This is a genomic window from Veillonella parvula (genome assembly GCF_040094895.1).
Lineage (GTDB): Bacteria > Bacillota > Negativicutes > Veillonellales > Veillonellaceae > Veillonella > Veillonella parvula_L.
Genome location: NZ_JBBNGV010000002.1, coordinates 54,559 through 80,823 on the forward strand (window position 1 = coordinate 54,559; position 26,265 = coordinate 80,823).

At 38.6% G+C, this 26,265-nt stretch carries 23 protein-coding genes and 3 tRNA genes; 3 read left to right on the plus strand and 23 right to left on the minus strand.

Translation table 11 applies throughout. The features are described from left to right. Nucleotides 1–646: 646 nt before the first annotated feature. From AAAT26_RS04245 to AAAT26_RS04285, 9 genes are all read right to left on the minus strand, one after another. Nucleotides 647–1,336, minus strand: coding sequence for a response regulator transcription factor (locus AAAT26_RS04245; protein ID WP_004693664.1), 690 nt, complete (start codon nt 1,334–1,336; stop codon nt 647–649). After that, nucleotides 1,333–2,673 carry a sensor histidine kinase gene (locus AAAT26_RS04250; protein WP_349208913.1) on the minus strand — a complete coding sequence of 447 codons (1,341 nt, stop codon included), beginning with the start codon at nt 2,671–2,673 and terminating at the stop codon, nt 1,333–1,335. The genes AAAT26_RS04245 and AAAT26_RS04250 overlap by 4 nt, the downstream gene beginning before the upstream one ends. A 449-nt stretch (nt 2,674–3,122) precedes the next feature. After that, nucleotides 3,123–4,475 (minus strand): pyruvate carboxylase subunit B, encoded by a 1,353-nt coding sequence (locus tag AAAT26_RS04255; protein WP_008602782.1) that lies wholly within the window; start codon nt 4,473–4,475, stop codon nt 3,123–3,125. Between the two features lie 544 nt (nt 4,476–5,019). Further along, the gene (locus AAAT26_RS04260; protein WP_004698343.1) at nt 5,020–5,346 is read right to left on the minus strand and encodes a hypothetical protein; all 327 of its coding nucleotides are present in this window, start codon (nt 5,344–5,346) and stop codon (nt 5,020–5,022) included. Continuing rightward, nucleotides 5,333–6,508 (minus strand): glycosyltransferase family 9 protein, encoded by a 1,176-nt coding sequence (locus AAAT26_RS04265; RefSeq protein ID WP_349208914.1) that lies wholly within the window; start codon nt 6,506–6,508, stop codon nt 5,333–5,335. Before AAAT26_RS04265 ends, AAAT26_RS04260 begins: the two co-directional genes overlap by 14 nt. 72 nt (nt 6,509–6,580) lie before the next feature. After that, complete coding sequence (locus AAAT26_RS04270; RefSeq protein ID WP_060919504.1) at nt 6,581–7,528, minus strand: hypothetical protein; 948 nt, start codon at nt 7,526–7,528, stop codon at nt 6,581–6,583. Between the two features lie 8 nt (nt 7,529–7,536). Continuing rightward, nucleotides 7,537–8,475, minus strand: a complete 939-nt coding sequence (locus tag AAAT26_RS04275; RefSeq protein ID WP_004693677.1) for a phosphodiester glycosidase family protein — start codon at nt 8,473–8,475, stop codon at nt 7,537–7,539. An 11-nt stretch (nt 8,476–8,486) separates the two neighbouring features. Continuing rightward, nucleotides 8,487–9,290, minus strand: a complete 804-nt coding sequence (locus AAAT26_RS04280; RefSeq protein ID WP_004693679.1) for a polysaccharide deacetylase family protein — start codon at nt 9,288–9,290, stop codon at nt 8,487–8,489. Nucleotides 9,291–9,358: 68 nt separating this feature from the next. Beyond that, nucleotides 9,359–9,922: a nitroreductase family protein gene (locus tag AAAT26_RS04285; RefSeq protein ID WP_278470808.1), complete on the minus strand. Its 564-nt coding sequence runs from the start codon at nt 9,920–9,922 to the stop codon at nt 9,359–9,361. Nucleotides 9,923–10,127: 205 nt separating this feature from the next. On the opposite strand from AAAT26_RS04285, the gene AAAT26_RS04290 reads away from it, so the two are divergent. Continuing rightward, nucleotides 10,128–10,919, plus strand: a complete 792-nt coding sequence (locus AAAT26_RS04290; RefSeq protein WP_278470805.1) for a carbon-nitrogen family hydrolase — start codon at nt 10,128–10,130, stop codon at nt 10,917–10,919. 101 nt (nt 10,920–11,020) lie between these two features. On the opposite strand, the gene AAAT26_RS04295 is transcribed toward AAAT26_RS04290, so the two are convergent. After that, a complete protein-coding gene (locus tag AAAT26_RS04295; protein WP_278470804.1) occupies nt 11,021–11,233 on the minus strand; it encodes a hypothetical protein in 213 nt (70 codons plus the stop codon). A 212-nt stretch (nt 11,234–11,445) separates the two neighbouring features. Here AAAT26_RS04295 and pgtP point away from each other — a divergent pair, with 212 nt between their 5' ends. Further along, nucleotides 11,446–12,819: a phosphoglycerate transporter PgtP gene (gene pgtP / locus AAAT26_RS04300; RefSeq protein ID WP_004693689.1), complete on the plus strand. Its 1,374-nt coding sequence runs from the start codon at nt 11,446–11,448 to the stop codon at nt 12,817–12,819. Nucleotides 12,820–12,928: 109 nt separating this feature from the next. On the opposite strand, the gene AAAT26_RS04305 is transcribed toward pgtP, so the two are convergent. The 4 genes from AAAT26_RS04305 to AAAT26_RS04320 form a co-directional block, all read right to left on the minus strand. Beyond that, on the minus strand, nt 12,929–13,570 hold the full coding sequence (locus AAAT26_RS04305) for a hypothetical protein (RefSeq protein ID WP_008602791.1): 642 nt from the start codon (nt 13,568–13,570) through the stop codon (nt 12,929–12,931). A gap of 183 nt (nt 13,571–13,753) precedes the next feature. Then, a tRNA-Leu gene (locus AAAT26_RS04310) sits at nt 13,754–13,839 on the minus strand. 12 nt (nt 13,840–13,851) lie between these two features. Beyond that, a tRNA-Phe gene (locus AAAT26_RS04315) sits at nt 13,852–13,927 on the minus strand. 21 nt (nt 13,928–13,948) lie between these two features. Continuing rightward, a tRNA-Asp gene (locus AAAT26_RS04320) sits at nt 13,949–14,024 on the minus strand. 335 nt (nt 14,025–14,359) lie between these two features. Between AAAT26_RS04320 and AAAT26_RS04325 the strand changes: the two genes are divergently transcribed. Then, nucleotides 14,360–14,980, plus strand: coding sequence for a DUF2939 domain-containing protein (locus AAAT26_RS04325; protein ID WP_278470647.1), 621 nt, complete (start codon nt 14,360–14,362; stop codon nt 14,978–14,980). A gap of 237 nt (nt 14,981–15,217) precedes the next feature. Here the strand turns inward: AAAT26_RS04325 and AAAT26_RS04330 are convergent, their stop codons facing one another. From AAAT26_RS04330 to purH, 9 genes are all read right to left on the minus strand, one after another. Then, the gene (locus tag AAAT26_RS04330) at nt 15,218–15,595 is read right to left on the minus strand and encodes a PaaI family thioesterase (RefSeq protein ID WP_278470644.1); all 378 of its coding nucleotides are present in this window, start codon (nt 15,593–15,595) and stop codon (nt 15,218–15,220) included. Next, nucleotides 15,592–16,743 (minus strand): o-succinylbenzoate synthase, encoded by a 1,152-nt coding sequence (menC, locus tag AAAT26_RS04335; RefSeq protein WP_278470641.1) that lies wholly within the window; start codon nt 16,741–16,743, stop codon nt 15,592–15,594. Before menC ends, AAAT26_RS04330 begins: the two co-directional genes overlap by 4 nt. 13 nt (nt 16,744–16,756) lie before the next feature. Continuing rightward, a complete protein-coding gene (gene menE / locus AAAT26_RS04340) occupies nt 16,757–18,163 on the minus strand; it encodes an o-succinylbenzoate--CoA ligase (protein WP_349208915.1) in 1,407 nt (468 codons plus the stop codon). A gap of 227 nt (nt 18,164–18,390) precedes the next feature. After that, nucleotides 18,391–19,233 (minus strand): 1,4-dihydroxy-2-naphthoyl-CoA synthase, encoded by an 843-nt coding sequence (gene menB, locus AAAT26_RS04345; protein ID WP_004693709.1) that lies wholly within the window; start codon nt 19,231–19,233, stop codon nt 18,391–18,393. Between the two features lie 4 nt (nt 19,234–19,237). Then, complete coding sequence (menH, locus tag AAAT26_RS04350; RefSeq protein ID WP_278470635.1) at nt 19,238–20,098, minus strand: 2-succinyl-6-hydroxy-2,4-cyclohexadiene-1-carboxylate synthase; 861 nt, start codon at nt 20,096–20,098, stop codon at nt 19,238–19,240. Beyond that, on the minus strand, nt 20,095–21,858 hold the full coding sequence (menD, locus tag AAAT26_RS04355; RefSeq protein WP_349208916.1) for a 2-succinyl-5-enolpyruvyl-6-hydroxy-3-cyclohexene-1-carboxylic-acid synthase: 1,764 nt from the start codon (nt 21,856–21,858) through the stop codon (nt 20,095–20,097). The genes menH and menD overlap by 4 nt, the downstream gene beginning before the upstream one ends. Nucleotides 21,859–21,898: 40 nt before the next feature. Beyond that, a complete protein-coding gene (locus AAAT26_RS04360) occupies nt 21,899–23,041 on the minus strand; it encodes an isochorismate synthase (RefSeq protein ID WP_349208917.1) in 1,143 nt (380 codons plus the stop codon). Between the two features lie 262 nt (nt 23,042–23,303). After that, nucleotides 23,304–24,566, minus strand: coding sequence for a phosphoribosylamine--glycine ligase (gene purD / locus AAAT26_RS04365; protein WP_004697986.1), 1,263 nt, complete (start codon nt 24,564–24,566; stop codon nt 23,304–23,306). Between the two features lie 147 nt (nt 24,567–24,713). After that, nucleotides 24,714–26,243: a bifunctional phosphoribosylaminoimidazolecarboxamide formyltransferase/IMP cyclohydrolase gene (purH, locus tag AAAT26_RS04370; protein WP_118091014.1), complete on the minus strand. Its 1,530-nt coding sequence runs from the start codon at nt 26,241–26,243 to the stop codon at nt 24,714–24,716. Nucleotides 26,244–26,265: the final 22 nt, after the last annotated feature.

The window sequence follows — 26,265 nt, forward strand, 5'->3', positions numbered from 1 at the left end:
TAATATTCTTCTACATCACCCATAACGTCTTAATGATGATTATAAAAGGTAAAATAAGAACCAAATCATAAATCATATAATTATGATACTTTATAAATACGCCACGTCTCACACTAATTCAAATCATCTCAAAATCAATTTTATAAAATTGATTTTGATGAACCTATTATAGTACGCCTGCTTTTACAATGCAAGATATCAATTTATAACTTTTCTTATGAAAGTATAATTATTATAACCGTATATCCTCCACTAGATAAATACCTAGAATCCTGAAAGAAGCTGTATAGAATGTATTCAAATATCTAAAATCTAAAAAACATAAAGGGCATTTACTAGCCGTCGCTAGCAAATGCCCTTTATGCATATAGTTTGAGAGTGTAAGGACTGTTGAGAGAGAGAGTATATGTGATCTAGATAAGCTTTAGAGAGAACTTATTAAGAGAGAGAAGTTAAAATATTACTTATCTAGAGTCATAGTCAGCCTTACTTAAATAAGTATACATGGAATATCTAAACTATCAAAGTAACTATATAAACAATTCTTAAACCTTTGATTATATCTCTATAATAAAATCTCTATAAAGTCATATCTAATCAACAGCCACGAACAACGTGAGTATAATGTGAATGCATATTCTCTATACTAAACGAATTTATACCCTACACCCCACACTGTAATAATATGCTTACTATCGGATGGATTATCCTCAATTTCTTCACGTAAACGATTAATATGAACTGCTACAGTTGCATAATCACCATAGGAGTCAAGTCCCCATACACGAGAATACAATTCTTCTTTGCTAAATACAATATCACGGTTACGCATCAAGAACTCCAACAATTGGAATTCTTTCTTTTTGAGATGAACTTCTTTTTCATTCACCCATACTTTCATCATTTTAGGGTCGAGACGGATTTCACCGGATTGAATAGCGTTTGTTTCCATTGCATCGCGCTCTGTTAAACGTTTATATTGCGCCAACATAGCTTTGATCTTCGCAATCAATACAGATGGAGAGAATGGCTTTTCAATATAATCATCAGCGCCTACGCCTAAGCCACGGATTTTGTCGATATCATCAAGACGCGCAGTTACCATAACGATTGGCACACGAACTTTGTCACGAATTTGACGACAAACTTCAAAGCCATCCATTTCTGGCAACATAACATCAAGGATAATAAGGTCTACAGGAGTATTTAATGCTGCTTCAATGCCATCTGTACCATTAGTCATAATCGTTACATCATAGCCCGCCACCATTAAATAATCACGCTCAATATTGGCAATATCCAAATCGTCTTCAATAATTAAGATATGTTCACTCATGATTCTTCTCCTTGCTTAGGAAACTCTAATATAATACGTAGACCATGTGGCCTTACATTTTCAATCATAACTCGGCCTTCAAAGATTTCCATAATTCGACGGATAATCGACAATCCTAGGCCACTACCTTCTTGAGGATTCGTACGAGACGAATCTACACGATAGAATGGTCGCATCAGACGCTCTAGAGATTCTGGCGGTACACCTGGTCCATCATCACTGATGACACAGTATACAAAATCATCATCACTCGTTACATCTATGACGCAATGACCAATATCGGTCATTTTATACTTAGCACTATTGTTCAACACATTCTGCAAAACACGTTGTAACAATTGTGGGTTAGCATTGATAAAAGGTGTTTCCGTAGCTATACGGGCCTTAATCTCAAGCCCCTTCGATTGATACGGAGCTAAATGATCTTCTACAAAGTCACGTACAAACTGACCTAATTCAATTCGCTCAGATGGACGAGATTCTTTTTTATAATTCAATGTTGTTATGAGGAATAGTTCCTCTAACATAGAATCTAAATCATTGGCCCGTTTCAAAATAATCCCCATGTATCTTTTTTGTTGCTCTTCCATTGGTGCAATACCGTCACGAACGCCTTCAGCATACGCTTTAATAGCCGTCAACGGAGTTCGTATATCATGGGATATACCAGCGAGTAACTCTTTTTGTTGCTCCTGTTCCATTTCAATCTGACGATTTGCCATTTCTAACGACTTTGTCATGTTCTTAACGTGAATCATGATAAATCGTGTAACAAATCGGTTAATAGCAAAAAATGTAACAATAAAGAGCAATATGGAAACTACGATAATATAGAAAGATACGGATTCCATTAAGCTATCACTACCATGAGTAGCACGCCTAATCGCAATATGGTATACATAGGAATGACGTCCATCGTACTTTCTCATTTCGTAAACGAAAGTATTATTGGATTGATATACGATGCCCTGTAATTCAGGGTTAACATCAATAAGACCAACAATGGCAGAAGCACTATAGATTTGTGGATTACCGTAGTTATACACCATACTTCCTTGATCAAGTACTTCAACATATACTTCCTTTGGATCAAGTAAGCTATAGCTAGGCTTAACCAAGCTATTAATTAGATCATTTTCTAACCCATAAAAGGTAATGGTTTCAGTTATTCGACTAACACTTTTAAACTGTTGTTCCTGCTCAATACGCAAATAGTAACCGGCATTGGCCAATATGCGCAAACCTGTAAAATATAGCAAAAATAAAATAATTGCTATTAAAATAGGTACAACAAACAGCACAACATTGGATATCCAAATTCGTATTTGTAAATTCACAGGATTACCTCAATATCATAAATAGTAGATACTCTCTATAGTTTACGCTATTTTTATAACTTAACGCAAGTAAAACACGCAAATATCCAACATATTTTTCACTATTCTTTCATACGTAGTTTATAATTGACCGATTATTAAAAGGTATCTCGACCCTTTTAATATCTAATACTTTTCGTAAAAATTATATTTTCACACGCACCCATGTATCTTATGGCGATATGAAAATTGGTAATATCTGATATTTCATAGTTCCTTAGTCTCCCCTTTTAATAGGAACTTGTCTATACTGTTTATAAAAAAGCTAAAATATAAAAAATGAAACAACTATTGAATCTCTTCATTTAATAAAACAAAATATATACTGAATTATACTATTTCTCTATGAGGATAGTTTAAATATGGTCAAAAAAAAGAGGATTCCTAAGAATCCTCTTTTAAAATTTGGATTAACGACGATTTGCATCGAAGAAGTTAATAGCAACTTCTGGGAACATAGCATAAGTCAATACGTCTTCGTCAGTGATGCCATTGTAGCCTTTAGAAGCTAAATCTTGACGGTAACCTTCCAATTCAGGTTCGATAAGATCTGCTGGACGGCAAGTAATAGGTTGTTCATCACCAATGATAGTTTGACGAATTTCATCAGAAATTGTACCAGGTAATTGACCATATTTACCACGAACAAGATCTTTAACTTCGTTAGGAACCATTTTGTAACGGTCGCCCATCATAACGTTCATCATAGCCATTGTACCAACGATTTGGGATGTTGGAGTTACCAATGGAGGGTAACCCAAGTCTTCACGAACGCGTGGCATTTCATCCATAACGTCAAAGAAGCGATCGCCCATACCCATTTCGTTCAATTGGTTTTGAGTATTGGACAACATACCGCCAGGAATTTGGTAACGACGAACAGCAGGGATTACATCACTAGCTGGTTTCAAGTTGAATTCTTCAGCGATTTGTTGTTTTACTTTACGGAAGTGGTCAACTAATGGAATGTATTTATCAAGGTCAAGACCAAGATCCCATTCAGTACCTTTGAACATTTCAATCATAGTTTCAGTAGCTGGTTGGCTAGTTGCATGAGCAAATGGAGAGATAGCAGTATCGATGATATCTACGCCAGCTTTAGCAGCTTCCCAGTATGTAGTACTAGCAAGACCGCAAGTGAAATGGCTATGCAAGTCGATTGGCAATTCGCCAAAACGTTTTTTGAAAGTAGAAACCAAATCATATGCATCAGCAGGTCCTAACAAACCGGACATATCTTTGATACAAAGGGAATCAGTACCCATTTCTACCAAAGTTTCAGCCACTTTCAAGAAGCTTTCAGTTGTGTGAACTGGAGAAATTGTGTATACCATAGCGGATTGAACGTGTGCACCAGCTTTTTTGGAGTACTTAATAGCAGCTTCCATATTGCGTGGGTCATTCAATGCGTCGAAAATACGGATACGGTCGATACCATTTTTTACAGCCGCATTACAGAATGCTTCTACTACGTCGTCGGAGTAGTGTTTATAGCCCAACAAATTTTGACCGCGAAGCAACATTTGCAATGGGGTATTTTTCAAATTAGCTTTCAATTTGCGAAGGCGTTCCCATGGATCTTCATTCAAGAAACGAAGACAGCTGTCATAAGTAGCGCCGCCCCAACATTCAAGAGCTTCATAACCAATATCATCTAAAAGGCCGAGCACTGGTTCCATTTGTTCGTAGCGCATACGTGTTGCCAAAATAGATTGATGACCGTCACGAAGAACGGTTTCGCAAATTCTTAATTTTTTAGCCATGTTAATCCTCCAAATCGAAATAGTCTGTGTATGTAACTTTATACACTCATTAAACAACTATCTCATACCTATTTTTTTTACGATTTTTTCGATGTCTGCTCACACTAGCCAAACGCGCTAAAATCGTAATACATACTTATATTAGACTACTTATAAAATTCTTTGTCAACAACCACATTATGCTATTTACTCATAATTTCATGTATTCAAAGATGATTTTTTCGTGATGAATATCACAAAAAACTGCAGAGGAACTAGAGTTTAGTATGTATGTTTAATCAAATTATTTTTTTTGTAATTGCTCATTTTAATGAGAAACTAAAAATTATATCGTAATAATTTTTGGTTATTATTAAATACTTTTCAAAATATATCGGTATTTATAAATGTAGTAATTCGATAAACGTCGGTATGTTTATAAGCTCATCAATTTTATTAATAACTAAGCCGATATTTTTAAATGCATAAACATGCAAAAGAACCTGCCCATTTACGGACAGGTTCTGACCTAATCTTTAAAATTTGAGAGTCCCCATTATACGGCTTACTTCTCAGGCTTAACCTTTTTAGGCGCAGTTTCAAGGACAATATTTTTACCTTCCCGTTTCACCTGAATAGAGAAAGCCCCTTCCCCTTCTTTAAAATACTCCATCTTAATATCAAGGAGCATTTTACCAATCATAGTCTCTACTTTTTCAGTTAAGAACTCACGGTAAAAAGCATCTTCTTTTTGCTTTGGACTTTGATGAACTACTGGTTTCTTAGCATCTCGCTCCATATTGAGCATAGTATCTTCGAAATTTTCTGTATCCTTAAAATTTTTCATCATATCCGCATCGGATAAACCTTTTTGAATTTTAAACTTTGCCATGTGTATCTCCTATCAGTTCAAAAATTGCTTTTTTTACGCGTACTGGATCAATACCAGACATACAATATTGATCTGGCTTAGGACAACGTCGTTTTCGACACCCCAAGCAATCTAATTCGTCATTTACGAGCACCTTAAAGGTCCCCGTCAGAGGGCCCCATAATTTAGGGTCCGTAGGGCCAAAGAGTGCTACTACAGGCTTATTTAAAGCTAACGCAATATGCAGAGCTCCCGTATCTGCAGTAACTACTACATCACAACTTTCAATTAAAGCCCCTAATTCTTGAAGTGTCGTTTTCCCTAACATATTCAGAACAATTTTATCAATACCCTCATCTGTCAAAGAGTCCAGCAAGGGTTTGTATTGAGCAGCCTCTTTAAGGCCACCTAAACAAACAAATTTCGCTCTATATTGAAGGGATTTAATGAGAAAATACCATTTTTCCTGAGGCCACTCTTTCGTTGCCCAAGAGGTACCTAATACCAGCCCAATGCGTAACGGAGTTTCTACCACGCCTCGATGTAAAGAAACGTCATTATCAATCGACTTCCATTGCTCTTCTGCCCAACTATGTAAATTTGTTGGCACCTGAAAATCCATGTGGTATAGCGTATTAGCATTAGATTCATTTAGTGAACAACTGCTCTCAATACCGTATTTATCAATGTTAAGCGATGTATCTAAATTTGCATGTTCAGTAATAGCCTTTGTTAACAACTGAGCTACCTCTACATAGCGTTTAATCACGTGTTCTGTACTAGGCTTCGTTTTATAGTTAGTAAACAGCCAATTCAACTCTTTTGTGCCACCAAGGCCAAGTCTAATGGAGGCTCCTGAAGCTAATAGTACTAGCCCTGTTATGAGTCGCCCTTGCACATCAACGGCTACATCAAATTTATAAGGCTCTAATTTGGCCTTAAGATCCCACCACATGCGCCACATTGTAGGAATATGTAGTTTTTTAGAATGTGCCTCGTATATATCCCGTTCCCAGGGAATAATTTTATCTACATAGGGATTGCCCTGCAGGAGCTCTACCATACTAGGCGTTACAATCCAATGCAACTTAGCATCAGGATACTGTTCCTTAATCCACCGCGCAGCAGGTGTAGCATGCAAAACATCACCTATGTAACTAAGGCGTACAAATAATATATTCATAGATATCCTTAGGGTACATACTATTATAGGAATAAAGCCTTTATAATGAAAGAACATTATAAAGGCTTTTTCTTAAGATTTCTTTTTACTACCACTACTATTGGATGATTTAGAAGATGTAGTATCTTCTGTTACCTTAGTAGTTTCTTCACTACCATTCTTAATGATGTTTTTTACATCTGATAATGTCAACTCATTAAATGTAGTAGGGTGGTTGTATTTGTAAACTGGATTGAATCCTACACCTAATTTACCAGTGTAAACAGTCAATGCATTATTGTCCTCATCAACACGGGCGATGTAGATGGTTTTGTCCATATCAACACCGATAAAGCGGAAACGCCCTTCAGGGTTGATAACACGCCATCCCCCTTCAATGCCGTTGAACATGAATACATCCCCAGTTCTCACATTATCGTAGAAGAAGTTATCTTCATCGTAGAATACACCGATATGACCAATATCAGTAGCTTGCATGTAAACGCGACGTGTATCGTAGTTAGCATCGGTACGATAAATGCGATATGTGTGTTCTTGAACTTTTACCTTCATATACACCACATTTGTCGCTTCAGAGTACGCAGCATCTACGATTTTACTGCCCCGAGGCAAGTCTTCAAGTTTGGTATCAACTTCGTGTTCTGGATCATCCGCATTAAGACGAGCCATGACAACATCTCTGGAGTCATATAAACCCATGACAGCATAGTTACGGTCTGGCATCCAGTTGAAGTAACTAATCGAACGGCCCTTCAAATCGATATTTGTAGGCTTACTTTCATTAGCCTTGTAAATTTTCAAAGAGTTTTCTGTAACAACGGCCATAAATTGACGGTCATAGGACACATATTTAGTGCCTTCCTTCACATCAGGGAAGTTTTTCGTATCATCTTTTGATGCGCCTGCTACGTTAAATTCTGTAGTCGGTGCAAACATATATTGATCAAGGTATAGGTATACCCCACCTTGCAGAAGAATACCTACCGCAAAGGCGCTCAGTACACGCGTAAAAGGTTTCATCTGTCCTCCTATTTCACGATAAACGCCGTTGGGATCATGCGTTCCCCTAACAAATCGGCAGGTTTATTTACGACTTTACCATTTAGGTACAAAGTTGAACTAGAACCGCCATCTAAATTTGCTGCAATGTAGCAACCTTTTTCAAATAGAATATCTTGTACGTCACGCAAGGTAGCCCCAATAGAATACCCTGGTTGGCGACCATCGATTACAAGGAATAGCACTGTGCCATCTTTCTTTTGACCGATAGCAGTACGAGGACCTACGCCCCAGCCACCATCACCTTCGGTAATCATCTTCTTACCATCAACGATAAGAGGTGGACCAAAGGTAATACCTTCCATGGCCTTCATATCACTAAGCTGAGTTTTATCATAGTTACCAGCGATAAGATTACCAGATTTAGAGAAACCTACAAAGTCTACGTCTTCATCAGGGCCTACATCCTTACCGATAACGTACTCACCATCATGCAAGATGAAACCATATGGCAAACGGCCTGTACCAGTACCATTAGGGTCGTGGAAACCACCGCCATTAATCGCTGCTACAGCATTATTCATTTTTGCAATATTACTTGTAGTATCGCCTTTTTCTTGAATATTAGCCGCTGTGCCTACTTGGATACGACGAGGATCTGGAATTTCTAAAATATAGCCTACATAACGAGCAGACTGGATTTTTTCAAGATTTAAAGTCTTATCTTCACGAGCATTAAACTTGAACAAATCTTGGCTTTTAACGACCCCTACAGTCCCCAAAATAGATTGTAACTCGTCTTCATTAAACAACCATGTAATGTAATGAGGATGGCGAGATTGTAAGATAGCACCAATTACAGCGCGCTTTACATTATTAAATGGTCCAAAGAGCACCACGAAGGGTGATGTGACAACGGTAAATAAGAACACCATAATGATGAACTTTACCCAATTCTTTTTGAACAATGTATTTCTCCTTATAAATCAGTGAAATGTTCAGTGCTAATGCGTTCTTCAAAATGCTTGATATCCACCGCATTACCTACCCAAACACGCAAAATATTATATGGATTATCACCAGTATGAGCCCAGCCAGATTTCATAGCCATCCCCATTTTAATACCAGCTTTCTTAGATGCTGAGTCGGTGAATTCATTTTTATCTCCATATGGATAGCAGAACCAAGGATTATCCTTAATGCCTACTTCTTTAGCAAGTGCCTCTTGGGCCTTTGTTATATTTTCAATTTGTTTTGCTTCCGACAATTGGCCCATTTCTATGTGTTGGAAACCATGGTTTGAAATAGTAATACCATTTTTGTGCATTTCACGCACTTGATCCCAAGTTAGACGCGTCCCAACATCGCCAGGATTGATAAATACAGTAGCCGGGAATCCATATTCTTTCATAATTGGATATACGATAGAATATGTATCTGCATAACCGTCATCAAAGGTTAAAACAACAGGTTTTTCAGGCACCGCAGCACCATTCACAACATAATCATACAATTGATCCATCGTCAATGGATTATAGCCATTATCCTTGAGGAACTTCATTTGTTCTCTAAACAAATCCTCCCGAATAACTGCATCATTATCTTTGTCGTCGCCGACTTTATGATACATAAGAACAGGAATACCCGTTGGATGTACCATCTTAACTTCTTTTGCAGGCGGTACTGAACTAGTAGGTTCTGTTTTTTGTGAAAGCAATCCACAACCTGCCACAACCATTGCCAATACCAAAACTAACAGTGTTACCAACGGAATCCGTTTCATAGGTCCTCCTCTATCAGAACACAATTATATACAGAATATTATAACATTTCCATGAAGAATAGTAAAAATTAACGCTTTATTAGTACTTCATCAATCGATTTTCGAGGTCTAGGATACATGGACTCATCTGGAATACCTATAGCAATGATTGCCTGTACATCGTGAGGAATATTTAAAAAGGCTTTACTTTCACTTTGCATAAAATACACATCATTCATCCACAATGTACCTAACCCAATTGCTTTTGCCCCCAATAAAATATGTTCTATGAAAGCGCCAATAGCTTGTAAGTCACTTTTCTCCCACACGCGAGTATAGTCAGGCAAGTGATCATAAGGATTAACTACAAAAAGTATATCGCTAGCTGTTTGCATAGCCTTAAGGCTAATTTCTAAGCTACCAAAATGTTCTTTTCGCTCTTTATATTGCTCTAATACCTGAAAGCCTAAATTCACAAAATGTTCTTTCTCCACTGCCGTCACATGAATAACCTGCCAGGGCTGACGATTTTTAGGCGATGGAGCTCGCATTCCGAGGGCTACCAAATTTTGAATTATGTCTTCTCCAACCGAAGAAGATTTTTTATACCGACGTATGCTAGTTCGCGCATTTATAACATCTATTATTTCCATATTTTCACCAAAAGATCTAACATTATCTAAAGTAATAACCTATATCTCCATAAATAGTATGCAAACTATTATTATCAAAAGATTGTAAAAAAATTAAACTAGCTTTATCGACTCTTATATTGTAATACACTCAATAATGCTTTAATATTCTAATTATAATACACATTACTAGAATTATACTCATCTAATAGATAAAGGATTCTCTATGAAAAAACGCTTAAGCCTTATACAAATGGACGTCCATGTAAACGAAGTAGAATACAATTATGCGCGCGTCCAAGAATTACTTTCACAAGCCCTATCAAAAAAGCCTGACATTATCGTCTTGCCCGAAACATGGAATACAGGATTTCATCCATCTAAGGATTTAATCAATATTTCTGACAGAAATGGAGAAAGAACAAAAGCTTTATTAAGTACATTCGCAAAAGAACACAATGTAAACATTGTGGGCGGTTCTGTAGCCGTAGCAAAAGAGGATTTAGTATTTAATACATCCTATGCTTACAACCGTGAAGGCAAGCTCGTAGGAGAATATTCCAAAATTCACGGATTTAGTCCTGCTAAAGAGGACCAATACTTCGCTAGCGGTACGCATACCACTCATTTCGAATTGGATGGTATTCCTTGTAGTACGGTTATCTGTTACGATATTCGCTTTCCTGAGCTCGTAAGAATGGCTGCATTATCAAATACAGAGTTATTATTTGTACCTGCTCAATGGCCTACTATGCGTTTACGCCACTGGCAAGTATTAAACGAAGTGCGCGCCATTGAAAACCAACTCTTCTTATGTGCTGTCAACGGCTGTGGTACAGTAGGTCGAGTTCAAAGCACTGGTCACTCCGCTGTATACGATCCATGGGGTACAAACCTCCTCGAAATGGACACCGTGGAAAGCATCTCATCTGTAGATATCGACCTCACCGTAGTAGAGGATATTCGCAATAAAATCAATATTTTTAGAGATCGCAAACCTGAACTCTACAAGCTATAACATAAAGGCACATTGTTTTGAACTACCATCTTAAACAATTCATTTATAGATGGTCTGCGCATAAAACAATGTGCCTTTTTATTGTATGGAATTCATATACATTAAAACTCAATAAGCTTCCACATATCCTCTGGAACCTGTTCTAGAGGTTTATTTTTCGCAATTGCTTCTTTTAGAATATCAATAGTATCTTGCACATCTTGTTTATCCTTTGTATCAGGATCATGAAGGATGACACGATTTAAAGAGTCTTCACCAAATTGTTTTACATATTCTTTTTCTACTTGATTAAGTTCACAGCGTAAATATTTCATAGATAATAACCTCCCAATATATTTAATCTAATATATTAAGAAGTACTTGTCTATAATTCAAATATTTTCTATACACATTTTCAGCTAATAATAAGCAATTTAAAGTTACAAATTAATATTTTTATCTCATAAATCATTTACATGAATTCTATAGAAATGGTAGTATTAACAATGCAATAGGATTTAGTTATTAAGAAAGAAAGGTAATAACTATGTTTTCATTTCTACAACCTAAAGAGGCAAAATCATCAGTTCCACAAAGCATGATTATGAATCTATATTATAAATATAGATTGCAATCATTAATTGGTATTTTTATAGGTTATGCTGCGTACTATATTGTTCGTAATAACTTTGCCTTATCAACACACTTTTTATCAGATATCCTCCATATGAGCAAAACAGAAATTGGTTTGCTATCTAGTGGTATGCTTATCGCTTATGGTTTAAGTAAAGGCTTTATGAGTAGTCTTGCAGACAAAGCAAGTCCTGCCAAGTTTATGGCTTTCGGTCTCATTTGCTGTGCAATTATCAATATCTTTATGAGCTTTGCCGATAGTCTCGCCTTCTTCTTAGTTTTAGTAGTACTAAATGGCTTTTTCCAAGGATTTGGTGTAGGACCATCCTTTATCACCTTAGCTAAATGGTACCCAAAACAGGAACGTGGCCGTTATGGAGCTATCTGGAATATTTCACACAATCTCGGTGGTGGTATCGTAGCACCAATCGTAGCCGCCGCATTATATTTCACTACTACAGATCACTGGCAATTAGGGAGTTATGGTGTACCAGCGCTTATTGCAGTTATCATAGCAATTGCCATTTCTTTCTTAATCAAAGAAAGCCCTGAACGTGAAGGCTTACCACCAACAAGTGAAATCATCGCCGACACAGCGCATAAGGCGCACAGAAGTTCTGAAGCACCGCATATGAGCACAAGAGAAATCTTTGTAAAATACGTATTGAAAAATAAAAACGCTTGGTATGTATCATTAGTTGACACCTTTGTTTACATGATTCGCTTTGGTATGCTTACTTGGCTTCCAATTTATTTATTACAAGTAAAGGGTTTCTCCAAAGCAGAAATGTCTGTTGCCTTTTTATTCTTTGAATGGGCGGCTATCCCTTCAACTATTTTTGCAGGTTACATTTCCGATAAATTCTTTAAAGGTTATCGCATGCCACCTGCAATCATTGCTATAAGTATTATCTTCTTCTGTATATTTGGTTATTGGCAAAGCGAGTCTCTCTTATGGGTTACTTTCTTCGCTGCTATTGTAGGTTGTTTAATCTACATTCCTCAATTCTTAGCTTCAGTACAAACTATGGATATTGTACCACCATTTGCAGTAGGTTCTGCTGTTGGTCTTCGTGGATTCATGAGTTACATTGTTGGTGCAAACTTAGGTACAACACTATTTGGTGTTTTAGCAGATAAATTTGGTTGGAATGCAGGTTTCTATCTTTTATTAGTAGCATGTGTTCTTTGTATTACATTCTGTGTATTGGCTCATTTTGGCGCCAAAGAATTAGATGCTAAAGAAGCTGAACTTGAACAACTTCAACCAGCTGAAGCTAATAGCTAACCCCTAACAAATAAATCCTATAGTAAAAAGGTCGTAATATGTATTAATACATGTTACGACCTTTTATTTACCCCACGAAAGGGACTCCTATATAACCGATGTGTTTTCATCAACGCATAGTTCTGGAAATAATGAAAGCACAAACCACAATGATACCAAGGACTATACTCCCAGCTACTATATAAGGCCAGGTAAGTACATCCCGTACATCATTCAATATTTTTATATCAAAGATTGGCATATAAAGTAGTAAGTTCCCCAAAATCCAACCGATTGGTCCTATGAACTTTAGCTTCTTAATCGTATCCATTTTATCTAGAATAGACTCGGTTACCTCTGAATCCTTTTCGACAGATACGTATTCTTTATTAATGTAAAAGCCTTTTGAATATTCCGTTTCAAAAGCCCACTCTTGAACAGAAAACGTAGCAGTACCATCAGCATTTTCATACTCTTTATATTTAGCAGTATCAGTAGTACCTACGTCTACCTCACCCCAAGTGCCCGTTACCATCTCATAACCACTATCTATGAGTTTCATATCGGCTGGTAGTGCTTTTCCACACAACTTGGAAAACTGGTACGCATCTCGCTTCTTATCCCAACTGAGCCAAAACTCTGCATTATTCTTATGCCTAACTAACTTATACTCATACCCAATTTTTCCATGAGTATCAATATAGCGTATCTTGCCTAAAATCGTATATAGATCCCTTCGGATACGTAACGTCTCACCATAATTAAAAACCATAATCTTCTCTCATATTGAAAACTATATATATAAATGTATATTACTAATTACTATGATTGTACACGGATTGTGAAAACCTGCCAACACTTCTCAGATTTAAAAGGAGAAGATAAACTCATTAAATGTATTTTAATATCAAAATAACGAAAAAAAGACCTACAGAAAACTGTAGGTCTTTTGCGCTGGTGCGGTTGGCGGGACTTGAACCCGCACGAGCGTTAGCTCACCACCCCCTCAAGATGGCGTGTCTGCCATTCCACCACAACCGCATGGAATACAAATGGTGCCTCAGGACAGAATCGAACTGTCGACACACGGATTTTCAGTCCGTTGCTCTACCAACTGAGCTACCGAGGCATGATTTTTTGTAAAAAAAAATGGCGACCCCGATCAGATTTGAACTGACGATCTTCGCCGTGACAGGGCGACATGTTAACCGCTACACCACGGGGCCGCGTATCAACTCGCGTTGACTACTTGTACATAATATCATGGATTTTAGAGCAATGCAACTATTTTTTTAAAAAATATTATTACAAATCTATGAAAATAATTGATTATATTTGATAATCGTTATTTTATAGCTTTTATAAAAGTATATCTATATTATATTACAGGAATCCACCCTTTATCGTCATAATTCGTCAGTTTTCGCAATAGTACAATTTTCTCTATAAGCTTCACTAGGTATACCCTTTACTAGAAATCATCCTATTCTTTACTCAATATGCTACAATATGTATATATTCAGTATGAAAATGCCTCTATAGAAATATGAAAGGATTCGCTATGAATAAGTTCAATTCAAAAGGTGTTATTATCGCTCTTATCATAGCTATTGTAGGAGCAATGGCCGCCGCATGGTACTTCTTATGGTATGTACCACATACACCAGCCTACACATTAAAAATCATTCGCCAAGCAGTACAAGATAAAGATGCAGACGAAGCATTACGCCACGTAGATATAAAATCCATTGTAAAAAATATTGTAGAACGAGAAGGCAATAAATATGTCGATACATCTACCCCACTTGGCAAAGCTACAATAGCAGCTACCAAAACATTTGGACCAGCTCTTATCGAAGACGTAATACGAACATATATCGAAGATCCTGACAGCTTTAAATCTGAATCACCTACCAATAATACCACTACAGCAAATGATGATAATAAGTCTATGGTAGATCGTCTTGTAGAAGGTCGCCTATTTAAGGAACATGATGTAGAGGTTAAAAACCTAAAGTCAGAAGATAATGGTGATACGGCTACTGTGACTGTAACGATACAAAATAATAAAAAGAATATGACAAAAGATATAAAAGTTTTGATGCGTCATTTAGGAGATGGAACATGGGTAATTTACGATATTCCTGATATTGAAGACCTATATACTATCACTAGAAAATAAATATCTTTGTCTTTCCTAACATTTTAAATTGCAGATCTTAAAAAACGTAAAAAAGAGCTATGTCGTTTTTCTAGACGAGCCATTTACATTGTAAATCCAACAAAGGACAGTATCTACTGAAAAGTATATACTGTCCTTTTATTATCCTATAATCTTAACAATCGTAAGTTCTCATGTAAGACGAAATTATACATAACTTAATTAGCAAATATAACTAAATCCTTTAAAAATGGGATTTTATCTATCAAAATCTACAATAGCCAAGGTTATAGTCACTTGTGAAATAAGGCGTTGTGCATCATCTATCATATCAAAGCGCCATACGTGGGATGTTTTGCCTTTCACTAGTAGTGTTCCTAAGGCTGTTAATGTTCCTTCGCATTTCACAGGACGCAAGTGATTAGCAGTTACAGACTGACCTACGCCAAATTTATGAGAACCTACCAGCTCATTGCTCATCATGCCTGCAATAATTTCTGCAAAAGCTAAGGTAGCACCACCATTTAAATAGCCTTGCGGTTGTTTATGAAATTCATTTAAATTCATTTTTGCAATACATGTAGTGTCGCTCGTCATACGAGGTACATCGATTTGTAAGGATTCAATTAGATTCATAGTGTTCGTTTCTCCATACAATAGGCTTCTAATCGGTCATCAAAAACTGTTACACCTAGTCCATCACCATCAGGAACCTGCATAACACCCTCTTTAAAGGTTAAATCTGGGAAAATAAGATCTTGTTCAAAATATCGATTTGAATCGGACAAATCCCCTGCCATATAGGAATCTCCTAATGCGGCAAGCTGGACATGAAGCATTTTAGAAACCCCTGACTCTACCATGCTACCAATCCAATAGGGAATATGACGTTCTCTACATAGATTAATAGCCGCTTTTGTTGGAATAAGTCCCCCCATGCGCCCTACTTTTATATTAAGCACATCAATCAAACCATATTCGATAGCATAGGACAAATCATCATATCCTAAAATGGACTCATCCAAACAAATTGGCGTATAGATTTTCCAATCACCATGATTAAGACCCTCCCACTTCCAATCTTTATAAGATTGAAGGTTTGCCATCGCAAAGGGCTCTTCAATACAAGCTAGACCTAAATCATCATACTGACGGACCTTATCTATTTCTTGATATGAATAGCTTCGATTTGCATCAGCCGCTAAGACCAAATCCGGATAATGTTTGCGAACTAAAGCTACGCGTTCATAACCATCTATAGGATTTACCTTTAATTTAATCCGCTTACAACCATTTATTACATGATGCGCTACAACATCAAGTAATTGGTCTATTGGCACATCACCAACAACGACACCACTTTCAATTGTCTCTTGTAAAGGTTGATCCATAATGTAGGAAACAGAATTTACACCTATCCGTTCGCAATGAAGATGAATGAGTGCATTTTCTAGAGCCGCAATAGCCATAGGCATATTGTCTCGATTGAGCCAAAATTGTAATTGTCGTACATAGGTCATCAGTGGTTTAGGCCGCATCAAGCGCAAATTAAAGATATAATCATCTACTAAGGTTTTCCAACAGGTTTCTACGGTCTCAAATGTATAGAATGGATCTGTGAAAGCTACGCATTCCCCATATCCTACATACCCTTGTTGGTCTTCAATGCGAACGACGATAGTCTCTCTTTCTTTCACCTCACCCTTGGCAGTCTTAAAATTGAACTTCAGTGGCAATTTAAGGCGATATGTAGTTATACTTTTAAAGTTTAAAATATCATTCATAGGCGCCTCAGTTTTATAATTTCAATTCATTACGCAATATTTTGCCAGTTCCATTTCGAGGTAATGCGGTTAATACTTTTACATATTTCGGAATCTTATATTTTGCTAAAAAGTCTGTCATAAAGGCTAGAATATCCTCTGGTGGCAAATTTTTACCATCATGAAAGGCCACAAAGAGGGCTGGCACTTGTCCCCATTTAGTATCAGGTACAGGCACAACGGCGCATTCCTTTACCGATGGCAACGTATAGACCAAATCCTCTAGTTCCTTAGGGTATATATTTTCACCCCCAGAAATGATGAGATCCTTACGACGATTCAAAATATAAACGAAACCGTCCTCATCGATGTAACCAATATCATCTGTATTAAAGTCTCCATCAATTGGTTCCTTGTTGATGTAACCAGTCATAACCATAGGGCCCGTCAAATGAATTTCGCCTACCCCATCTGTATCAGGATTATCGATACGAACCTGCATGCCAGGCAATGGCTTACCTACAGATTCTCGTTTATGAGGATACTCCAATATCGAGAAGGTCACGCTTTGACTAAAGGTTTCCGTCATGCCGTAGGTCTTATAGATAGGCAAAGATTTCTTTTCACAAGCTTCGATGAGCGCCATGGGAATGAATTCTCCACCGAGCAATATAACACGTAATGCATGGTGCGTAATATGTGGCTCTAATTGAGTCAAAATAGTGGGCACTAAGGACATCATATTGATTTGCTCAGATTCTATAAGTTTGAGAACTTGAGCTTCATCATATTTAGGCAAAATAGTGATAGCCGTCCCGTTATAAAGAGACCTCATCAAAATAGATAAACCACTCGCATGAAACAGAGGCAGTACCATTAGCCAATTATCCTGATCCGTTTTCCCTAGTACCTCTTGAGATGCTTGTACATGAGCTTTAATCTGCCCCCATCGAAGCGGTACAGACTTAAATTGCCCCGTAGTAGCGCTCGTATTCATGATAGCAGCTATGTCTGTGTCCGCAAAGTTCCAATTAAAGGAGTCCTCGACCACTAAATCCGATAGAATTCTTTCTAGAGTTTCAAACTCAATTGTAACAATTGAATTAGAGGCCTTCGAATCAACAAAATGAGATAATTGATTACGTCGTTCTTTACTATGTAATACGGTGGTAACACCTAATTGATCCAATTGGTTTTCTATTTCCTTTGGCTTAAGATGTACATTAAGTAGAAGTACCTCTTTATGAACTAGCATAGCAGCCAACACATACATTGCCATGGTCACAGAGTTATCGGATAAGATAGCCACTCGAGATGCGTCTAAAGGCAGTAAATTACGAGCCACATGGAGTACACCACGGTATATATCGTTATAGGTATATTCATTTATACATTTACGATTAGGATAGTGCTGTGCACCATAACGTAACCACTCCATCATCTCACCTCGTATCTAAACCTAATCACTAATACGTAATCACTAATTACCAATTACCAATAAATAGTAAATAGTAAATAGTAAATAGTAAATAATAAGTAATAACTAAAAAATAATAATTGAAATATGATAAATAAAGAGATATTACAAGAAAGGCGCCTCCTATAGAGGCGCACTTGTCGTTTTAACCGTTAATATAGTCCGTCATATAGGACTGTATCGACTCCCGATTAAGGGAATTTAGGGAATTGTTTGAAGTTAGGTTTCCGTTTTTCTTTGAACGCGTCACGACCTTCTTTCGCTTCATCAATTGTATAGTACATCAATGTAGCGTCCCCTGCGAATTGTTGTAAACCTGCAAGGCCATCTGTGTCGGCATTGAAAGCGCCTTTCAACATGCGCAAAGCCATTGGAGATAATTCAAGGATTTCGCTACACCATTGAACTGTTTCTTCTTCCAATTTGTCAAATGGTACCACAGTATTAACCATGCCCATTTCATACGCTTGAGCTGCTGTGTATTGACGGCACAAGAACCATACTTCGCGAGCGCGTTTGTGACCGATCATACGAGCCAAGTAACCTGCGCCATAACCAGCGTCGAAGGAGCCTACACGAGGACCAGTTTGACCGAATTTAGCATTTTCAGAAGCGATTGTAAGGTCACATACGATGTGCAATACATGACCGCCACCGATAGCATAACCATTAACCATTGCAATAACAGGTTTAGGGATGACGCGAATTAAGCGTTGTAAATCGAGAACGTTCAAGCGAGGCACATTGTCTTCACCTACATAACCACCGTGACCACGTACGCTTTGGTCACCGCCGGAGCAGAATGCCTCTTTATCTTCGCCCTTACCGTGGTTAGCACCAGTCAATACGATTACGCCTACTTCGTTATCTTCACGAGCTACTGTGAAAGCATCAATTAACTCCATTACCGTTTTAGGACGGAATGCGTTGCGCACTTCTGGACGGTTAATAGTAATCTTTGCAATGCCATTATATGTTTCGTAAATTACATCTTCATAATTACGATCCAATACTTTCCAATCAAATTTGCTCATGGACTTAACCTTTCTTCTGTAAAAAATCCAATACCGCTTGTTCAAAAATCTGCGGTTTTTCTATATGTACATTATGCCCCGCCCCGTCGACGATGACATGATTAAAACTTGGCAACTTGCCAAATACGTCTCTTCCTATTGTAGTATATTTTGTATCTAATGCGCCACTCACATATAAACCTTTAACAGAGAATTTTTTTAATTTATCCCCTACATAAGGCATTACGCCCTGCCCTGACCCACGCAACGTACAAGCTAATGCATATGGGCTATTATTGGAACGACGTAGATAGATTAATTCTTCTACCCCCTCTGAAAGCTGTTTTTGACTCTCAAAAATAGGTACTTCCGCCCATCGTGCAGCAAACCAAGCACCATCATGCTCTTCGATATGAGCTGCTAAGTCTTCATCCGCCTTGCGGCGCGCTTCTCGGTCAGCTTCAGAAGCGATGCCTACCGAACCACTTTCAAGAATGAGACCTTTGATTTCACATTCATATTGTAAAGCATAGGAAAGTGCAATACGTGCACCCATGGAATAGCCCATAAGGTAATAGCTTTCACCAACCATATGATAGATAACTGTATGCAAATCCTCTATCATTTGAGGAATGGTGTAGGCCTTATCCTCATCAGGAATATCTGAATCACCATGACCTATCAAGTCGATACGGACCACGCGATACCCCGGCAAATTAATAGCATCCCAAGTATAGCTTGATTCAGAGAAGCCGTGGAAACATACAATAGATTCCCCTTCACCTACCACAGTCAAACCATAGCGGTAGTCGCCCAAGTCAAAATACATACGCTGAGCTGGATTACACAAAGCATTATCTACAATACTGCAAAAATACTGACTCATAGTAATGCCTCCATATCAACTGAAACTTTTGTATATTTCCTATGTAACTGACGACTATATTCCCGGTCTGTTGGTATTTCAATAATATGAACGCCAGATTCCTTACTAACTTTAGCTAATACAGAGACCAATTCATCAGGACTAGAGATTTTAGTGTACCCACAGCCATAGAGTTTAGCAGCCCCACTATAATCTAAACCTTGTGACATAGAGAACAAATAATCAAAATATTTCGTTCCCTTTTGCGGTAAATATTCAAAAATACCGCCTCCATCGTTATTATGCAAAATAATCGTCAAATTGAGATTGTGCGTTTTAGCGACCGCTAAACCGTTTAGATCATGGAATAAAGACAAATCACCCGTTACGAGATATGTAGGCTGATGATTCGTTGCAAGTCCAAGCGCAGTGGAAACTGTACCATCGATACCATTAACACCACGATTACCGTAAAGAACGGCATCGGACTCCCCAGAAAACCAAAAGTAATCAAAGTCGCGAACGGTCATGCTATTCGCCACAAGTACTTGGCTATTGTCAGGAATATGCTGTTGCAACTCACGTATTGTGCGTCCTTCAAAGCAACTTGGTTCTTCTATAGCTGTACTTAGTTGAGCTTTACCAGCTACTTCTAAACGTTGCCATCTATTAAGATATGCATTAAATTCGTTCTTTACAGCGAACAAATGCGTAAACATATCTATGCTTGCTTGCATATGCATGGTGGTTTTCCCCGTTGGATTCATCGAGTCCATCGTGGGATTTACCTCAATATACTCCACATTATCCCAACTTGCCACCATTTGCTGTACCCGTTTCGATACAACGATTTGGCCAAACTGAATCACGCAATCTGGCTTTAGTACAGGCCATAGGTCTTTATCCGCTAAAAATGCATCATACGTAGAAATGACAACATTAGAGAAATGTTTTTTCTGAATCATATCTGTATCATTGTTACGATTGCTAGCAACTTCATGATTGGCAACAATAGTACCAGTCTTATGACAACGTCTTACATTGGACAATGGATCCGCCAAGATAGGAGCTTGTAAATTCTCCGCAAAGGAATGAATAGACTCAACTTCATCTACATCAATTTGTGGGCCAGCTAAAATAAGGACTCTCTTATACTGTGTAAGCAATAGACTTCTATTCTGATAGCTAAACACATCACCGTAATTAGGTTTAAATACTTTGTAAGGGCTACGTCCCGCTTCAAAGTGCTTACGGTCCAGTTCAGGTACCAACGGCTCAAAGAGAGGTATATTGATATGCACGGGTCCTTTTTTAGTATCCATAGCTTTCATATATGCCTTGCGCGCTACTTGTCGTGGATATGTATAATAATGTTCCTTTTGAGGCACCGCTAATTCTTCATAATAGTTTACAGCTGTACCAAAGATTTTTTGTTGATCTACTGTTTGTGGAGCCCCTGTATGTAGCAAGGTATAAGGTCTATCGGCAGACAATACAATAAGAGGTACCCCACTATATTGAGCCTCTAAAATAGCGGGCAAATAATGAGCCACTGCGGAACCAGATGTACAAACTAACACAGTTGGTTCTTTATGAGCCTTTGCAATGCCAAGTGCCATAAAGCTAGCAGAGCGCTCATCTATATTCATATATGTTTCAAAGCCTTCATACTCCGTGAAAAGCATAGCCATCGTCGTAGAACGAGAACCAGGGCTAAACACAGCATGCCGGACGCCGAGTTGGTAAAACTCATCTACCAAGGCAGCAATATATTCGTTCATTATATTCCCTTTCAACAACTCCTAAGGGTTTGGAAATTTATCATAATGCATCCAAAATGGTGCGCATTTTATTATTAGTTTCTGCGTACTCTTCATCCGCATCAGAATCGGCTACGACGCCACATCCTGCATAGGCATAAAGAACATTATCCATAATGAGGGCAGATCGAATAGCAACGATGACAATACCGTCCCCCATATCTTTCATAAAGCCAAAAGGTGCTGCATACATGCCGCGCTCATGAGCTTCGTACTTTTGTAGCAATGCCAACGCCTTTTCTCGCGGTTCACCACCGAGAGCCGGTGTAGGATGGAGCAACTTTGCCCATTCCACGAGGGATTTTGTGCTATCCTTTGCAGTAATAATGGTGCGCAAATGATAGAGATGCGCCAGCTCCATGATACCCGTTTCACCTATTATAACCTCCGGAGTAATAGATTTCATGATATCCACAATACGGTCACGGACGATATTATGTTCAAAGAGATTTTTCTTATCTGTTAACAGTTGTTCCTTAGTCCACGCATTTGGTCCATGTTTAGGTGCTGTCCCCGCCAAGGCATAGCTGAGAATTTCACTACCTCGATGGCGAACTAGAATCTCTGGCGATGCACCCACAAAGGTGCGTCCATCCTTTTCGTAACCAAAGATAAAGCAATTTGGATTATTATCTACTAAATTTGCCAAAATACTTGCCACATTGTATGGTGTTTCACTAGTAAACTGTACCTCTCGAGAAGAAACGACCTTCGTCATTTCTCCACTACTAATACCATCAGCGATAGCGTTCATCAAACTATCCCAAGCCGCCTTATCATCACTGGTTTCCTTGTAGTTATGGCGAACTCGAGGCACCTCGAAATCCGTAATAGGGACGCTTTCACCAGCGTGCAAGTAAAAAGACTCCCCATTTTCTACGATGTAATAATGGGTGAAAGCAATCATTTCATGACCCATGCCAGCCCATTTATTGTCCTTAGAGTTTTCAAAAAAAGTATCTCCATAAAACACGTAAGCGTAATTATGGCGATCTTCATCATCTTTGACCGTCGCCAAACGTTTAGCACCTACAACGATGCGGTCGCTTTGACGATCCACCCAGAATACGCGTTCTTCGTTGGGAAAATTCAGCCAAAAGGCTACCGGACTATTCAGTTCTAACGGTTCTTTATTATATATCATAGTTGTATATCACTATTAAGAAATAAAATAGACTATAGTAAAAACACCTAACGTGTAGAAGATTTACTTCTACACGTCAGGCGTCATCAATAAGTTTCCAAATTTTTGAGATGAGCCTAACGCCATCACACGTCGATGGGCCCTCTTTATATCTAATTTATTATATCATAGGTAACAGTTAAAAGGTAGAAAATAAAACCTCTACACCGCATGCGTCGTGCATAAATGTAGAGGTTTTCATTATATTCAAAATGTTGTTACTTTATTTAAAAGCCTTAGCCCCAATATCTGTACGATATTGCATGCCTTCAAAGTCGATATGCTCTATACGTTCATAGGCTCTATCAAGTGCCGTTCTAAGGTCTTTGCCAAGTCCGACAACACCAAGCACACGACCGCCATTAGTGACATAATTTTCACCAACAAGCTTTGTACCAGAGTGGAATACAATGGTTGTGTCATATTGTTTAATATCCCCACTGATGACATCGCCCTTAGATGAAGTTTCAGGATAGCCCTTAGAAGCAAGGATAACGCAAGCCGCTGAGGAATCTTTCCATTTCACCATATTAGAGGTTAATGTGCCCTTAGCACAGGCCATCATAATCTCACCTAAATCACTATCGAGTAGCGGCAATACAACTTGTGTTTCAGGATCACCAAAGCGCGCATTGAATTCTACCACCTTAGGACCTTCGTCAGTAATCATAAGCCCCGCGTAAAGGCAGCCTACATACGGCATGCCTTCTTTTTCCATAGCCGCTACCATAGGTTCTAAGATGGTTTTCATCGCTTCGTCCCGCAATGCATCTGTAAGAACGGGGGCCGGTGCATAGGTCCCCATGCCACCTGTATTAGGTCCTTTATCACCATCAAAGATACGTTTATGATCTTGAGAGGCAATCATAGGAACTACGGTCTTTCCATCTACAAAGGCTAATAAACTAGCCTCTTCACCTTCCATAAACTCTTCAATAACAACGGTGCTGCCTGCGTCACCGAATCGATTACCGCTGAGCATATCTTCTACGGCTACATTCGCTTCATCGATGGTCATGGCTACTACAACGCCCTTCCCTGCCGCCAAGCCGTCAGCTTTAACAACAATAGGAGCTCCTGTTTGAGCAATAAAAGCTTTTGCTTCATCTACCTTGTGGAATACACCATACGCAGCAGTGGGAATGTTGTATTTTTTCATGAGGTCTTTAGCAAATACCTTTGATCCCTCTAGTTGAGCGGCTGCTTTAGATGGGCCAAAAACTGGAATTCCCGCCTTATTAAGTACATCTGCTAAGCCTGCTACTAAAGGAGCCTCAGGCCCAACAACAACTAAATCAACTTGATTATCTTTCAAAAAGCTAATTAAATGATCGCTTTGTTGCCAATCGATGCCAACTAGCTCTGCACAATCTAACATAGCCGCGCTGCCAGGAATAGCATATACCTTTGTTACGCTAGGGCTGATGGACAATCGCCACGCCAATGCATGTTCACGGCCGCCGCTACCGATTACACATACTTTCATAAGTCCTCCATCGGCGCCTAAACGCCATCAAATCCATAATAATATAAACACATAACAGGGCACTCCAAACATCAATAATTGTTGTGACCGTTCAATAGATATTTTGCCCTAATAGTGTTTAACAATCCGCTAAAAATTCTTAACTAGTTAATGTTTAAAGTGACGAATATTTGTAAATACCATAGCGATGCCCGCTTCATCAGCCGCTTTGATGGACTCTTCGTCGCGAATAGAGCCACCTGGTTGAATAATAGCTGCAATGCCATGCTTTGCCGCTGTTTCTACGGTATCGCCAAATGGGAAGAATGCATCGGATGCTAATACAGCGCCTTTAGCGGCTTCCCCGGCTTGTTCAAGAGCAATTTTTGCAGAACCTACGCGATTCATTTGACCGGCCCCAACTCCAAGAGTACGCTTTTCATTAGAAATCAAAATCGCATTGGATTTTACATGTTTTACGAGTTTCCATGCAAATTCAAGAGCTTTCCATTGTTCCTCTGTTGGTTGTACCTTCGTAACAACTTTATAATTGGCGCGGTCTTCTAGGATATCGTCTTCTGTTTGCACTAATAAACCACCAGACACCTTTTTCACTGTCACTTGGCCAGATTCCGGCTTAGATAGTTCAATGAGGCGAATATTCTTCTTAGCTTCAAGGATTTCTAATGCTTCTTTTGTGAAAGCAGGTGCCATAATAACTTCTAAGAAAATTTTGCTCATTTCCTCCGCTGTACTTGCATCTACTTCACGGTTTAAGGCTACGATGCCACCAAAGGCGGATACGGAATCAGCTTCGTAAGCATTTACATAGGCATCATGTAATGTAGCTGCAGTAGCGGCACCACATGGGTTCGTATGCTTAATGATGCATGCAGCTGGCTCAGTAAACTCCCATACCATATTCCATGCCGCTTCCATGTCTACAATATTATTATAGGAAAGCTCTTTGCCATGTAATTGTTTCAAGGCCCCCATGCCATGAGCTGTACCAATTTCTTTATAGAATGCGGCTTGTTGATGCGGATTTTCCCCATATCTAAGATCTGTTACCTTCTCATAAGCACTCAAATATTCTGGAGGTGTAGGGCCTTCATTCAAGATTCCACTCATATAATTAGCGATGGCCACATCGTAAGCCGCCGTATGAGCAAAGGCTTCTTTGGCAAGTCCAAAGCGATATTCCTTAGTCAATTCACCTTGATCCTTGAGCATCTCTAAGATTTCATCGTAATGATTTGGATTTACTACGATACCCACAAAGGCATGATTCTTTGCTGCAGAACGAACCATCGTAGGACCACCAATATCGATATTTTCGATGGCCTCTTCTAAGGATACATTAGGTTTTGCAATGGTTTCGCGGAACGGGTAAAGATTGACTACAACAAGGTCGATTGGTTCAATACCATGTTCTGCCATAGCTTGTTGATGCTCCGCATTATCACGGATCGCCAAAATACCACCATGCACCTTAGGATGTAATGTCTTTACGCGGCCATCCATCATTTCAGGAAAATCAGTCAAAGACTCTACCGATTTTGCCGGAATACCTGCTTCGGTTATGGCTTTAAGGGTCCCACCTGTGGAATAAATGGTTACCCCTAAATCAACTAAACCTTTCGCAAAGTCTACAATACCTGTTTTATCAGAAACACTAAGTAATGCATTTTTAATCATCTAACGTCTTCCTTTGCTTACA

Bases quoted from the DNA above. Each gene is read 5' to 3' on its own strand.
- AAAT26_RS04245 (WP_004693664.1), bottom strand. From the start codon at position 1,336: ATGAGTGAACATATCTTAATTATTGAAGACGATTTGGATATTGCCAAT.
- AAAT26_RS04255 (WP_008602782.1), bottom strand. From the start codon at position 4,475: ATGGCTAAAAAATTAAGAATTTGCGAAACCGTTCTTCGTGACGGTCAT.
- AAAT26_RS04260 (WP_004698343.1), bottom strand. From the start codon at position 5,346: ATGGCAAAGTTTAAAATTCAAAAAGGTTTATCCGATGCGGATATGATG.
- AAAT26_RS04265 (WP_349208914.1), bottom strand. From the start codon at position 6,508: ATGAATATATTATTTGTACGCCTTAGTTACATAGGTGATGTTTTGCAT.
- AAAT26_RS04270 (WP_060919504.1), bottom strand. From the start codon at position 7,528: ATGAAACCTTTTACGCGTGTACTGAGCGCCTTTGCGGTAGGTATTCTT.
- AAAT26_RS04280 (WP_004693679.1), bottom strand. From the start codon at position 9,290: ATGAAACGGATTCCGTTGGTAACACTGTTAGTTTTGGTATTGGCAATG.
- AAAT26_RS04285 (WP_278470808.1), bottom strand. From the start codon at position 9,922: ATGGAAATAATAGATGTTATAAATGCGCGAACTAGCATACGTCGGTAT.
- AAAT26_RS04290 (WP_278470805.1), top strand. From the start codon at position 10,128: ATGAAAAAACGCTTAAGCCTTATACAAATGGACGTCCATGTAAACGAA.
- AAAT26_RS04295 (WP_278470804.1), bottom strand. From the start codon at position 11,233: ATGAAATATTTACGCTGTGAACTTAATCAAGTAGAAAAAGAATATGTA.
- pgtP (WP_004693689.1), top strand. From the start codon at position 11,446: ATGTTTTCATTTCTACAACCTAAAGAGGCAAAATCATCAGTTCCACAA.
- AAAT26_RS04305 (WP_008602791.1), bottom strand. From the start codon at position 13,570: ATGGTTTTTAATTATGGTGAGACGTTACGTATCCGAAGGGATCTATAT.
- AAAT26_RS04325 (WP_278470647.1), top strand. From the start codon at position 14,360: ATGAATAAGTTCAATTCAAAAGGTGTTATTATCGCTCTTATCATAGCT.
- AAAT26_RS04330 (WP_278470644.1), bottom strand. From the start codon at position 15,595: ATGAATCTAATTGAATCCTTACAAATCGATGTACCTCGTATGACGAGC.
- menC (WP_278470641.1), bottom strand. From the start codon at position 16,743: ATGAATGATATTTTAAACTTTAAAAGTATAACTACATATCGCCTTAAA.
- menE (WP_349208915.1), bottom strand. From the start codon at position 18,163: ATGATGGAGTGGTTACGTTATGGTGCACAGCACTATCCTAATCGTAAA.
- menB (WP_004693709.1), bottom strand. From the start codon at position 19,233: ATGAGCAAATTTGATTGGAAAGTATTGGATCGTAATTATGAAGATGTA.
- menH (WP_278470635.1), bottom strand. From the start codon at position 20,098: ATGAGTCAGTATTTTTGCAGTATTGTAGATAATGCTTTGTGTAATCCA.
- menD (WP_349208916.1), bottom strand. From the start codon at position 21,858: ATGAACGAATATATTGCTGCCTTGGTAGATGAGTTTTACCAACTCGGC.
- AAAT26_RS04360 (WP_349208917.1), bottom strand. From the start codon at position 23,041: ATGATATATAATAAAGAACCGTTAGAACTGAATAGTCCGGTAGCCTTT.
- purD (WP_004697986.1), bottom strand. From the start codon at position 24,566: ATGAAAGTATGTGTAATCGGTAGCGGCGGCCGTGAACATGCATTGGCG.
- purH (WP_118091014.1), bottom strand. From the start codon at position 26,243: ATGATTAAAAATGCATTACTTAGTGTTTCTGATAAAACAGGTATTGTA.